Genomic DNA, 13,695 nt, shown 5'->3' on the forward strand with positions numbered 1-13,695 from the left:
GAGCAAGCGGCACAAAACTTATTCCGCATTCGTCAGATGTGTCTGAATATGATTAAGCTTTATCCAGAGAAAGGGACTCTAAAACGCCGACAAATGAGGTGTGCTTTAGATACGAGTTATAGAGAAAAGATCTTATTTGGTGGTTAAAAAGCATTCATGTGGGAACCCTGATACGCTATATGGTACTGAACAGTCCTTGCAGGGCAAGGGGCTTCGTCATCTTGCCTTGTACATGACGGTAATGCCCATGCAGTTTCCATGGCTAGCAGAGATAGTAAGAGATAATCTCTATTATATTGGAATATTTATTTAAAACGATAAAACAGATTGATTTAAAATCTAGTAAATTATATTTGGAATAGGTTTAATTATGTCTACAATAGCATTTATACCTGCTAGAGGTGGCTCTAAAGGTATACCTAAGAAGAACATAAAGGTTTTAGCCGGAAAGCCTCTGATTGTATGGAGCATTGAGCATGCTCTAGCTGCCCAAAATGTTGATAGAGTTATTGTATCAACAGATTGTCCGGATATTGCTAAAGTTGCTAAGGAGCATGGTGCAGAAGTTCCATTTCTTAGGCCTGATAGCATTTCTGGAGACACAGCAACTACGGAAAGTGCAATGTTACACTGTTGTGAATATCTTCTTGAAATTGGTGAATTACCCGAGAATTTTCTTCTTCTCCAAGCAACTTCTCCAATACGAAGTCAAGGTCAACTTGATGCTGCGATTGATTTCATGAATGAGTATCAATATGACAGTGTATTAGCGGTTTCAAAATCTCATCGTTTTACTTGGAAAAGTTTTCAATATCCAGAAGCATCGTATGATTATCATAACCGCCCAAGACGACAAGACATCAAGCCTGAAGATCAAGAGTATCTTGAAACTGGATCGTTTTATATAACGAAGACCGATAAGCTAATGAGTTCGAAAAATCGCCTTTGTGGAAAGGTCGGGCTATTTGAGACGAGTGAAGACGAAAGTTTTGAAATAGATTCTGAAGTAGATTTTGTTATCTGCGAATGCTTACTTAATACCAAAATTTAAAAAGGCTAAAAATGTTAATATCAACAGAAATACAAAAGTACATTTGCTTCTCTGAGCATAGTATTGTCGATACCCTAAAAAAAATCAGTGATAACAAAGCACGTATTATTTTTGTTGTTTCTGAACACGGCAAACTTCTAGGCAGTATTTCTGATGGCGATGTTCGTCGGTGGCTTGTTGACTCTAATGATCTTAACCTAAATGTAAATGCTGAAGATGTAATGAACAAAAATGTTCAAAAAGTCTTAGTAGGCACAGATAGAAATGACATATTAGAACTGTTTAGAAATGGTATAGATGTTGTTCCTATGGTTAATAGCAGTGATCATTTGGTTCAGTTAGCATTTCAACAACAGGAAGGCTTCTTTATCGGTCAGAGAGAAATTTCAGAAAAATCACCATCGTATATCATTGCTGAAATTGGAAATAATCATCAAGGTAGTATCGAACTTGCAAAAGAATTAGTGGATCACGCTGTCAACGCAGGCGTGGACTGTGTGAAGTTCCAAATGCGAAACATGGAAAAATTATATAAAAATGCAGGTGATTCGAATGATGATTCTGTTGATCTTGGAGCACAGTACACATTAGACCTACTTTCTAAATTTCAACTTTCCAATGATGAACTCATCGAGGTTTTTAATTATGCAAAATATAAAGGTGTAGAACCGTTATGTACTCCTTGGGATATTGGGTCATTACAAGTTCTTGAACAATATGGTATGCGAGCTTACAAAGTTGCTTCTGCTGACTTTACTAACTTCGAATTGTTGGAAGCAATAGCTAAAACGGGTAAGCCTTTTTTCTGTTCTACAGGTATGTCAAGTGAGAGTGAAATTAAAGAAACGGTTAAGTTTCTTGATGGTTTAAATGCAAACTATGTTTTACTTCATTGTAACTCAACTTACCCAACACCATACAAAGATGTCAACCTTAAGTACCTTACGCGACTGAAAAAAATCACGAATAAGCTTGTTGGCTATTCTGGTCATGAGCGTGGGATTAGTATACCGATAGCGTCGATAGCGCTAGGTGCTAATGTCATTGAAAAACACTTAACAATTGATGTTACGCTGGAAGGTACTGATCACAAAGTTAGCTTACTTCCTGATGAATTAACCCAAATGGTTAATCAGATCAGGAACGTAGAAGAAGGGTTAGGGTGTGACCAAAGTGCAAGAGAAATAACTCAGGGTGAATTGATTAATCGTGAAAACCTAGCGAAAAGTATTGTCGCTAAAGTTGATGTCGCTGTGGGTCAAGTGATTACGCGAGACCTATTAGAAATAAAGAGTCCTGGGCAAGGTTTGCAACCAAATCGATTAAATGATCTAGTTGGGCGGATTGCAAATCGCAACATTTCTCAAGGTGACTTTTTCCATCTTACTGATATTTATGGTCAAATTGAAAAGAGAGATTATAACTTCAACCGTCCAGTGGGGGTGCCTGTACGATATCATGATTACCGAAAAATTATTGAAGGAACAAATCTGGACTTTGTAGAGTTCCACTTATCTTACAAAGATTTAGAAGTTAATCTTAACGATTATTTTGATGGGCATGAAAATATAGGTTTTGCTGTTCACAGTCCAGAACTGTTTGGTAATGATCATATATTAGATTTATGCGCAGATGATGAAATATATCGTAATAAGTCGATTTCATTACTGCAGGATGTTGTGGATATTACTAGGCAGCTTAAAGCCTTTTTTCCTAAGACACCGAACCCTGTAATTGTAGTCAATGCTGGTGGCTGGAATGCAAAAGGATTCATTTCGGAAGATGATAAAAAGATTAAATATCAGATTGTTAGTGATTCTCTGGCTAAGGTCGATACTTCCGGTGTAACAATTGCTATTCAAACTATGCCTCCATTCCCTTGGCACTTTGGTGGCCAGAGTTACCATAATCTTTTTGTTTCCGCGGAAGAAATTAAAGAGTTCTGCGAACAAAATCAGAAAGTTAAAATCTGTTTAGATGTATCACACTCCATGATGTCTTGTAACTATTACGGTTGGGATCTTTACGATTTTGTGGAAAAAATCGCTCCGTACAACATTCATATGCATATTGTTGATGCTAAAGGTGTCGATGGAGAAGGGGTTGAAGTTGGTCAAGGCGATGTCGATTTTACTCGTCTAATGTTGTTGTTGGATAAAGTGAATTCAGGCACACAATTCATTCCTGAAGTATGGCAAGGCCATAAAAATGGTGGAGAAGGCTTTTGGCAAGCATTAGAGTTTTTAGAAGGGGTTGGTAAGTAATGAGTCTTATACCAGTAATTATGGCTGGTGGCACTGGTAGCCGCCTTTGGCCTTTATCTCGTGAGCTTTACCCTAAACAGTTTTTAACTGTTGCAAATGATCTATCGATGCTACAACAAACTTTTATGCGCCTAAAAGGGATCGAACATCAAGCTCCTTTACTAATCTGTAATGAAGAGCATCGCTTTATTGCAGCTGAGCAAGTACGTTTAGGCGGTTTTAGCCATTCAGGGATTATTCTTGAGCCTGTAGGCCGTAATACGGCTCCAGCTATAGCTCTGGCAGCTTTGCAAGCGATCCAACAAGAGGGTGAAGATGCTATCTTACTAGTACTTGCAGCAGATCATATGATAGAAAATACTTCTGCATTTGAGCAGTCTGTAAAAAATGCACTACCACATGCTCTTGATGGGAAACTAGTTACTTTTGGTATTGTGCCAACAGCTCCCGAAACTGGTTACGGTTACATAAAGCGAGGAGCGAAAAGTAGCGTAAAGGCTTTTCCTAATAGTTTATCAGATGCTCACTATGTCGATAGTTTTGTTGAAAAACCTGACAAATTTAAAGCACAAGCTTATGTAGATTCAGGTGAATACTATTGGAATAGTGGGATGTTTATGTTTAAAGCTTCTCGCTATATAGAAGAACTAAAGCAGCATTGCCCAGCTATACTTGACGCCTGTAAAAGTGCATTAATTGGAGCCCAAGCTGATATGGATTTTATTCGTGTTGATAAAGCCTTATTTGAAGCTTGTCCAGATGATTCGATTGACTATGCAGTAATGGAAAAAACAAAGAATGCTACTGTTGTTGCTATGGATGCGGGATGGAGCGATGTAGGTTCTTGGTCTGCTCTGTGGGAAGTTAGTGAAAAAGACAGTGATGATAATGTCACTAAAGGCGATATTATTGCTGTAAATTCAAAAAGTAATTATCTTCTAGCAGAAAATAAGTTAATTGCTACTGTTGGCATTGATAACTTAATTGTAGTTGAGACTAAAGATGCCATCTTGGTCGCTGATAAAGAACAAGTTCAAGATGTGAAATCAGTGGTTAATCATCTTAAAGAATCTAACCGTACCGAACATCGAGTGCACAGAGAAGTATATAGACCTTGGGGGAAATATGACTCGATTGATCTTGGTACCCGAGATCAAGTTAAGCGCATTACGGTTAAGCCTGGCGAAAAACTATCTATTCAAATGCATCACCACCGCGCAGAGCATTGGGTTGTGGTTGCTGGTACAGCCAAAGTAACCAATGGTGAACAAACAACTCTGGTTACAGAAGATCAATCAATTTATATTCCACTCGGAACGGTTCATGCGCTCGAGAACCCAGGTAAAATTCCATTGGAAATAATTGAAATTCAGACTGGTAGTTACTTGGGTGAAGATGACATTGTACGTTTCGAAGACCGCTACGGTAGGAATTAAGAATGACTCAACTAACATGCTTTAAAGCATATGATATACGTGGTCAGCTAGGAACCGAACTAAATGTTGATATTGCTTATCGAATTGGTCGCGCTTTTGGTGAGCATTTAAAACCTAAAAACGTCGTTGTAGGCGGGGATGTTCGCCTAACATCAGAAGAGTTGAAACTTTCTGTTGCTAAGGGGTTAATGGATTCTGGTGTGAATGTCATCGATTGTGGTATGACAGGTACTGAAGAGATTTACTTTGCTACAAAACATTTAGGTGTGGATGGTGGTATTGAAGTAACGGCAAGCCATAATCCAATGGATTACAATGGCATGAAGTTAGTGCGTGAAGGTGCCAAGCCAATAAGTGGCGATACTGGGCTCCGTGAAATTCAGCGCTTAGCTGAAAATAATGATTTCACCGAAGTGTCTCATCCTGGTGAGTTGACTCAGAAATCAACCTTAAGTGATTATATCGATCACTTGATGAGTTACATTTCACCAGAAAAAATTAAGCCAATGAAGTTGGTCGTTAATTCAGGTAATGGTGCAGCAGGTCATGTCATTGACGAGATAGAAGCTCGTTTTATTGCTTTAGATATTCCAATAGAATTTATTAAAATTCATCATGAAGCCAATGGTAACTTTCCTAATGGTATTCCTAATCCTCTGTTGCCAGAGTGTCGAGAGGATACGGCCAATGCTGTTATTATGCACAAAGCTGATATGGGTATTGCATGGGACGGAGACTTTGACCGGTGTTTTCTATTTGATGAAAATGGTGACTTTATTGAAGGCTATTATATTGTTGGTTTATTAGCCGAAGCTTTTCTACAGAAAATGCCAGGAGCTAAGATTATTCATGACCCTCGTTTAAGCTGGAATACGACTGATGTGGTTAAAGCTGCTGGTGGAAAACCAATCATGTCTAAAACGGGTCATGCGTTTATCAAAGAACGGATGAGAAAAGAAGACGCGGTTTATGGTGGCGAGATGAGTGCTCATCACTATTTTCGTGATTTTGCGTACTGTGACTCTGGTATGATTCCCTGGTTGTTGGTAACTGAGTTGCTATCAGTAAAGGGATTAAAATTATCAGAAACGGTAAAAGAACGTATGCAAGCTTATCCATCACCTGGTGAAATTAACCGAAAGGTTATTGATGCGGATGTTGTAATTGAGAAGGTGCTTGCACTTTATGGTGCTAGTGCTTTAGATATCGATTACACCGATGGTATCAGTTTGGATATGGGAGAGTGGCGTTTTAATCTTAGAAAATCTAATACTGAACCTTTACTAAGATTAAACTTAGAATCAAAAGGAAATGTATTATTGATGGAAGAAAAAACGAAAGAATTATTGAAAATATTAGTATGAAAATTTTTCTTAATTTTTAACTGAATGTAAGGGTTTATCACTTCTTGTTTACTAAAGATAGTGAGCGAAAGAATCAAATTACTATTATATTTTATTCTTAATGTGGCTTAAGTATTTAGTATAGTAAGGGTATGTGGTAAATCCTTAATTTTCTAAGTAGCTTCAAAGCTGAAACCTATATTAAAGATAGGTAACGCGTAAGAATCGTAATGTTTAAAACAAAGATAAATTTTATAGCATTTGCCTATATTTTTTCCATTATTAATTTTCCACTGGAATTGAATGGGAGTTCAATTCTAACAAAGCTATTTCCAATATTATTGCTTTTTATATTGCCATTAGTGCGTATGGTTAATAAAAAACCTGTGTATTTACTTCGTGGTAGTGCATTATTTTTTGGTTTTCAATCAGCTATTTTAATAAGTGTAATTGTAAATGGTGGTAGCTATATATTTTTCTTCAATTTCTTTCTTTTAAGTTTGGGTGTTTTGTTATATTTTGGATGCTTTGAACCTACTGAAAGGATGGATGCATTAATTGAATTTCTGAAATCGGTTGTGTTTTTTTCCTGTATAGTGTCAATTGCAGCAATTTTTAACTACCATCTTTATGAATTAGCAACAAAACTTTTTTTTATAATTCCAACGCCATATTATGAATCTCAAGGACAAGTAGGTTCATTTTATCCTAACCCTAATTTATTTGGGAATATGACAGCAATAGTATCTAGCATTGCTGTTTTTCTTTATAAAAATAATTTTTTTAAGAAAATTCAATTCTTAATAATAATGGGTCTGTTGCTTATCGGTATTGTATATTCTGGTTCTAGAATGTCATTAGCTGTATTTGTCCTTTCCATATTTTATCTGTTAGCACCAAGGTTGGTGTTATGTCAATTAAGAAATGGATTGGTTTTTTTAATCACATATAGTTTGTTAATTGCAACTACTTTCTTATTTGGTATGCTTGCTGACCATATTGAACTTAATTTTAGGGATGTAATTTGGGATGCAGCATTTAGCCTGATTATGGAAAACCCTTTATCTGGTATTGGATTAGCTAAACTTCCCGAACATCTATATCTAGTAAATAGTTTAATCGAGCAAGGCCAGGCTGCAAATAATTTTATAATCGGATTTATAGCTGAAAATGGTATTATAGCTTTTGGGATACTGAGTTTGTTTTTTTTAAAATCATTTATTCGTAAAGGTAAATTATCGTCATTATCTTTAGAAATTCCATTTTGCTTCCTACTAGTATCTCAATTTTCGGAAAGTTTTTATACTTATGTGGGCTCGTACGTAATATTAATGATGAGTTTTTTGATAGTGAGGAAGTATGAAAAATAAAATTCTATTTGTAACATATGGTGGTGGACATGCAAAAATTATTTTGCCAATTGTAAAGGCACTTAAGAAGCAAGCTGATTATGAAATATATATTCTAGCTCTAACTACGGCTACTGCATATTTCAAAGAAAATGGTATTGATACCTTTGGCTTCAAAGATATTTTGCCGCTATTTACGAATGAAGAGCAAAAGCAAATTATTAATTATGGTCGAGCGCTAGCTGAGAATAATTCAGTTGTCGACTATAATGAGTCTATCGCTTATATGGGGATTTCTTATTTTGAGTTAGTTAATCTTCATGGAGAGGATAAAGCTAATAGTTTACTAGAAAAAAAAGGCAGAGCAGCTTTTTTACCTGAAGTTGCTTTAACTAAATTCTTATCATCAATCTCACCAAGAGTCCTAGTAACTACAGTTTCCCCACGAGCTGAACAGGCCGCTATAATAGCAGCAAAGGCCTTATCTATCCCTTCTGTTTGTATAAATGATTTTATAAATAATAATAGTGCAAAAAGAGTAGCTCAAACTGAACCAGATATAACCTGTGTTATAAGTAAAGGGGTTGCTAATCAAATTAATATTTTAAACGATACACTAGATATTAGAGTTACGGGAAATCCTGCTTTTGATCGTTTAGCTAATTTGAATTATAACAGACTTGATTTGATTAAAAAAATAGGTGTTTCTGGAAAAAAGAAAGTTATTCTTTGGGCTGCTCAACGTGAGCACGATATACATCCTTTTACAGGTAAAGAAGGAAAGCCACTTTTACCAAGAATGGTTGAAGCAGAGTTGGTCAAAATTGCATTAGATGACAAGTTTGATATAATTTTAAGGTCACATCCAAATGACATTATTGACTATGAACAACATCAAAATATTATTGATGGTAATGACTTCTCGTTAGATGAGCTTTTATATGTATGTGATGTTGTTATAACAATTAGTTCAACCGTTGGCTATGAAGGGCTCTTACTAGGAAAAGGGTTACTTACTATAGAAGGTGCGACGATTAATGAAGATGGCCCATATAATGAGGTGGGTTTATCAATGCCAATCTTTGATTTAAACGATATTGGCGATTCACTTTCTATTGTTTTAGAAGATAGAAAATCTATAGTGGGTGAGGGCTCTTTATTAGGAAAAGCTACAAATAATATCTGTAAAATAATCGAAGAATTAATCAGTGAATAAAATAGATATCAAAAAATTTGCGTTATCTGCATTAATATTAAATTTCGGTGTACTACTTGGGCGCTTTAGTGGTTTTATAAGAGAGCTAACTGTTGCTAATAACTATGGTGTTAGTTATCAAGCGGACTTAACGATTATCGCGTTGACATTACCTGATATATTAATAAACATACTTGTTGGGGGAGCTTTATCAGCAGCATTAATTCCTCTCATGACGCGACATCCTGAAAATGCACGTAAAATCACCTTTCAAGCATCGTTAGCCTTACTCTCGTTATTCCTATTTTTTGCTTTTCTATTACAACCTATTTCAAATTTAGTAGTAACAGCTATAGCACCAGGTCTTATCAGAGAAGTTTCGCTTCAAGCTCAAGAAATTGTTAGTTTAACTTTTTATATTTTACCTGTGTTTGTGATTACTGGAGTCTTGACTTCATATCTTCATTCGAAAGAACAATTTGCTGTACCTAGCCTCGGTACTTTGATTTTTAACTCAGTTGTTATTGCATTTCTAACTTACTTAGATGGGGTAGATTATTCATTATCAATGATTATAACGGCTGTTTTTTGTGCCGGTTTTGCTCGATACTTGTCACAGCTAATTGCCGTTAAACCAACATTTCGGTTTTCTGGAATGTTATCTCCATGGCTGATTGATAGAACGTTACTTAAGAAATATATCCAAGCCATGTTGGCCGGAGGAGCCTTTTTCTTATTTCCTGTTGTTACACGATCGTTCTCATCCTATTATGGAGAAGGTTCAATTGCATCCTTTAGCTACGCTATGCGGCTAATTGAGTTTCCATTGCTAATATCAGTAACATTTATTTCCGTTATTTTTTTTCCGAAGCTGTCAAAGAGTTTTTCAAGGGATCGTGATAAATTTGAAAGTCAGCTATCTGTCGCGTTGCACAGCATACTCGTATTGGGGTTGTTTTCGACTATTGTTCTAACGTCAATAACTAATCGATATGTAGAGATTGTTTTTGGTATAGTTTTGGATTCTAGCTTAACGAATCAAATTTTGCCGTTAGTTAGAATTGGTTTGTTATGTTTAGTCTTTCAAGGGATAATAACAGTTTTAACAGCTGCACTGAATGCAGCTAATAAGCCAAAGATACCTATGGTCCTAAACTTCATAGTTATAATTTTATTGATTTTAATTTTTAATTTAAAAGGAAGCCATGCAAGAATTACAGATCTTATGTGGTATCTAGTCAGCGCTTATATTTTTCTTTGTTCTTTATATTTTTATAAATGCAGACAGTGGATTATGGGTAAACTTATAAATCGAAATCTAATGTTATTTTATTTCAATTTGATATTTTTCTGTGGTGTTATTTCATACCTAGGTGTTAATTTCATTTCGAATAGTAATTCTATTTTATTTTTAGTCTTATACTTAATTGCCTCTTTGTTCACTATCTTGACCGTTAGTTTTTTATCCTATCCATTAGGTAGAAAGATTGTTACCATGCGAGTTAGAAATAATGTTTAATTATTTATTTATTACCAATAAACCTGATATTGCAAAATATGTAGAAAGTTGTGGTGTTCAACGTATCTTTGTTGATTTGGAAATCAATGGAAAAGAAGGTCGTCAGGGGCACTTAGACACTGTGATTAGTCGTCATTCAATGGAGGACATCTCTAAGATCAAAAGTGTCTTAAATACATCTGAACTATTAGTTAGGCTGAACCCATTGTATGAAGGCTCTGAAGGTGAGATTGACCAAGCTATTTCATGTGGTGCCGATATATTAATGTTACCTATGTTTAATTCAGTCGAGGAAGTTCGTGAATTTGGTGCGCTTATTGATGGGCGAGCAAAGTTTATTCCTTTAGTTGAAACTATATCAGCCGCTGAGCATATTGATGAAATTCATGATCTTGATTGTGTAGATGAACTCCATATCGGTTTAAATGATTTGCACTTAGAAATGAAATTGAAGTTTATGTTTGAACTAATTGCAAATGGTACAGTTGATAGAATGACAAGAAAATTAACTAAACCATTCGGAATTGGGGGGCTCGCAAGAGTTGGGCAGGGAAAAATCCCTGGTGAGTTGGTTATGGCTCAACACGTTAGACTTAAGTCTTCTGGTGTCATTTTATCCAGAGCTTTTCATATGGGGGCAAATACCGTTGAAGAGCTAAATGCATCATTAGACTTTAAAGCCGAGTTAGATAAAATCAATAAAGCAAAGGCTGAACAGTTACAAATGAGTACTGATGAATTAAATCAACTTGCTACTATTTTTAAACAAAGAGTAGATCAGGTTTCAGAGTGAAGTTAGGGCGTATTAAAGTGAAAAGATTTATTGATGTCTTATTCAGTATTATAGGTCTGGTTCTACTATCTCCTATCCTATTAGTATTATCATTTATAATAAGAAGTGATGGTGGACCAGCACTATTTAGACAAGTCCGTGTCGGCCTTCATGGTAAAGAATTTGAAATATTTAAGTTTAGAAGCATGATTATTAATGCGGAGCAATTAGGTGGTTACTCTACTCAAAGCAATGATCTGAGAATTACAAACATTGGTAAAATAATTAGAAAAACGAGTTTAGATGAGTTACCTCAGCTTTTTAATGTCTTGAAAGGCGATATGAGTTTAGTTGGCCCAAGACCAAATGTCCCCGCTCAACGAGAAGAGTACGATAAGCTTCAATGGGAAAAACGTAATTCTGTCCTACCTGGAATTACTGGCTTAGCCCAAGCGACGCTTCGCTCAAAAGCGACATGGCAAGAGAGGTTCGAACTCGACATTGAGTATGTTAATAAGTCTTCATTACATTATGACTTTTACATTATTTTACTAACATTTAAACAAGTATTCTTTAAAGGTGGCAACTGATATGTGTGGTATTTTTGGTCATTTTAGTTTAGGTAACTTTTCTCCAGAGAGAAGTGCTATTGCCGATATGGGAAATGTGATCGAACATCGTGGTCCTGATGGGCAAGGTATACACTACGAATCTAAAATATCGTTGGGTAACCAAAGATTGGCAATATTAGATATTGAACATGGTCAGCAGCCATTCTATTCTCAAGATAAGAATATTGTTGTTGTTCAAAATGGAGAAATCTTCAATCATATTGAATTAGCTGAAGATTTATCGCGTGATGGTTTTGAATGTGAGACACACTGCGATACTGAAGTTATATTAAAGCTTTATGAGCGAGATGGTATTCAAGGTATTTCTAAGTTAAATGGTATGTTTGCTATTTCAATCTTAGATAAAAATCTTAAAAAAATGTTTTTGATTAGAGATAGGGTTGGTGAGAAGCCACTACATTATTTTTATGATGAAGATAAATTAGTTTATGGTTCTGAGATAAAATCAATACTTAAGCTTATTGATAAACCAAATGTCAATTACTCTGCTATTGAGCAATATTTTACCTTCAACTATATCCCTTCTCCACTTACTATTTTTGAAAATGTGTTTCATGTTCAACCAGGGCATTATCTTGAGATAAGTGATTCAGGTATATATGAGCATCGTTGGTGGGCTTTATGTGATCTCGAGTGTATCGATAAATCTGAAGAAGAATGGATTTCAGAATTTAATGAAATACTTGATGACGCTGTTCGCATTAGATTGCGATCAGATGTTCCATTCGGTGCATTTTTATCCGGAGGCGTGGATTCTAGTACAGTGGTTGGTTTAATGAGTCGTCATATGAATCAACCGGTTAAAACATACTGTATAGGGTTTGATGATAAGCGATATGATGAATCATCTTTTGCTCAAGAGGCTGCTGATAGGTTTGGAACCGAGCATAATCTAAAAAAAGTTGATCCTGACATGTTGGAACTGTGGGAAAAAGTAATTTACCATTGTGATCAACCGCATGGTGATGTTTCATTTATGCCAACTTATAAAGTTGCAGAAATGGCATCTAAAGATGTAAAAATGGTATTAACTGGTGATGGAGCTGACGAACTATTTGCCGGATACGATAAGTATAAAAAGTTCTTTACAAAAGAAAGCTCGTATCTCAGTGATGAAGAGTTTCAAAATCAATATGCACAAAATTTGACGCTCTTCAGTCAGAGTAGTAGAAGTCGATTATTTTCTACAAAAACTCAGGATAAGATAAATAGTGAAGATGATATAAGTTTAATAAGGCTTAAGCCATTATTTAACGAAACAAAGCATATGGATAGAATAAACCAAGCTATGTACATAGATACAATGTTACTTTTATCTGGAAATAATTTAGTAAAGCCAGACCGAACAGGTATGGCGGCGTCTATTGAAAATAGAGCTCCATTTTTGGATTACAGGATGGTCGAATTAGCCTTTAAAATACCTGGGAAACTAAAGTTACAAAATGGTGAAACAAAGTATATATATAAAAGAGCTGTGTCCGAACTAATTGGCGAGCATTTAGCTTATAGAAAAAAACAAATGTTTACCGTTCCTATTGGTGAATGGTTTAAGGGTAAACTAAAACCTTTGTGTGAAGATTTACTATTTAGTGAGAGAGTAACTAGTAGAGGCTTTTTTGACTATGAATTTATCAGAAAAATCTTTGATGATCATCTTACGGGAGTTGAAAATAATACAAGAGAAATCAGAGCTTTAATGGCTTTTGAAATATGGTGTAGAAAATTTCTCGATTAACTCTACTCATTAAGACCTTATCTGACAGTTACTCTCTTTTCTACTAGGTGCCTGTCAGGTTATATCTGGGCTATATTCTTTTCAGCCCAGATTTATTTCCCATCCTCTAACGTTTGTCTTAGTGTTCTACCACGGCACATTTTCCTTGATAAGTACAATGATTGTTGTAGTTGTCTATCCAGATCTTTCTGTAACTCTCCCATTACACCATACAGTTTCTTTCTGAATGTCACTTGGTAGAACTCAATCAATATAGTCTTCAGGGTCCCCGCATGTTATTAACGCGCCTATTCTTAATTTCTCGGGATAAAATTTTTAAATAGGCTTTGTTTTATTACCTAACTGTGATCTTATACTGCCTAGTGTTGGCGGTGAGTAATAAGTGATGCAGTTTCAGAC

The 13,695-nt window shown here is 35.5% G+C and carries 10 protein-coding genes and 1 pseudogene; 10 read left to right on the forward strand and 1 reads right to left on the reverse strand.

The genetic code is table 11. The annotated features are described in order from the left end of the window. The first annotated feature begins 370 nt into the window (after window positions 1–370). From VNE01S_RS18000 to asnB, 10 genes are all read left to right on the forward strand, one after another. The gene (locus VNE01S_RS18000) at window positions 371–1,051 is read left to right on the forward strand and encodes an acylneuraminate cytidylyltransferase family protein (protein ID WP_053396885.1); all 681 of its coding nucleotides are present in this window, start codon (window positions 371–373) and stop codon (window positions 1,049–1,051) included. 11 nt (window positions 1,052–1,062) lie between these two features. After that, the gene (locus VNE01S_RS18005) at window positions 1,063–3,315 is read left to right on the forward strand and encodes an N-acetylneuraminate synthase family protein (protein ID WP_053396884.1); all 2,253 of its coding nucleotides are present in this window, start codon (window positions 1,063–1,065) and stop codon (window positions 3,313–3,315) included. After that, a complete protein-coding gene (locus tag VNE01S_RS18010; RefSeq protein WP_053396883.1) occupies window positions 3,315–4,751 on the forward strand; it encodes a mannose-1-phosphate guanylyltransferase/mannose-6-phosphate isomerase in 1,437 nt (478 codons plus the stop codon). Before VNE01S_RS18005 ends, VNE01S_RS18010 begins: the two co-directional genes overlap by 1 nt. A gap of 2 nt (window positions 4,752–4,753) precedes the next feature. After that, complete coding sequence (locus VNE01S_RS18015) at window positions 4,754–6,115, forward strand: phosphohexomutase domain-containing protein (protein WP_053396882.1); 1,362 nt, start codon at window positions 4,754–4,756, stop codon at window positions 6,113–6,115. A gap of 209 nt (window positions 6,116–6,324) precedes the next feature. Further along, a complete protein-coding gene (locus VNE01S_RS18020) occupies window positions 6,325–7,464 on the forward strand; it encodes an O-antigen ligase family protein (protein ID WP_053396881.1) in 1,140 nt (379 codons plus the stop codon). Further along, window positions 7,454–8,659 (forward strand): CDP-glycerol glycerophosphotransferase family protein, encoded by a 1,206-nt coding sequence (locus tag VNE01S_RS18025; protein WP_053396880.1) that lies wholly within the window; start codon window positions 7,454–7,456, stop codon window positions 8,657–8,659. The genes VNE01S_RS18020 and VNE01S_RS18025 overlap by 11 nt, the downstream gene beginning before the upstream one ends. Next, complete coding sequence (locus VNE01S_RS18030; protein WP_053396879.1) at window positions 8,652–10,157, forward strand: lipid II flippase MurJ; 1,506 nt, start codon at window positions 8,652–8,654, stop codon at window positions 10,155–10,157. The genes VNE01S_RS18025 and VNE01S_RS18030 overlap by 8 nt, the downstream gene beginning before the upstream one ends. Beyond that, window positions 10,150–10,950: an aldolase/citrate lyase/malate synthase family protein gene (locus VNE01S_RS18035; RefSeq protein WP_053396878.1), complete on the forward strand. Its 801-nt coding sequence runs from the start codon at window positions 10,150–10,152 to the stop codon at window positions 10,948–10,950. The genes VNE01S_RS18030 and VNE01S_RS18035 overlap by 8 nt, the downstream gene beginning before the upstream one ends. Window positions 10,951–10,967: 17 nt before the next feature. Continuing rightward, window positions 10,968–11,519 (forward strand): sugar transferase, encoded by a 552-nt coding sequence (locus VNE01S_RS18040; protein WP_053396886.1) that lies wholly within the window; start codon window positions 10,968–10,970, stop codon window positions 11,517–11,519. Between the two features lies 1 nt (window position 11,520). Further along, complete coding sequence (gene asnB / locus VNE01S_RS18045; protein ID WP_053396877.1) at window positions 11,521–13,296, forward strand: asparagine synthase (glutamine-hydrolyzing); 1,776 nt, start codon at window positions 11,521–11,523, stop codon at window positions 13,294–13,296. A gap of 92 nt (window positions 13,297–13,388) precedes the next feature. Here the strand turns inward: asnB and VNE01S_RS19490 are convergent. Beyond that, window positions 13,389–13,556, reverse strand: a pseudogene (locus VNE01S_RS19490) (IS481 family transposase); the annotation flags it as partial. Window positions 13,557–13,695 lie beyond the last annotated feature (139 nt).

It is taken from the genome of Vibrio nereis NBRC 15637 (genome assembly GCF_001591105.1).
Lineage (GTDB): Bacteria > Pseudomonadota > Gammaproteobacteria > Enterobacterales > Vibrionaceae > Vibrio > Vibrio nereis.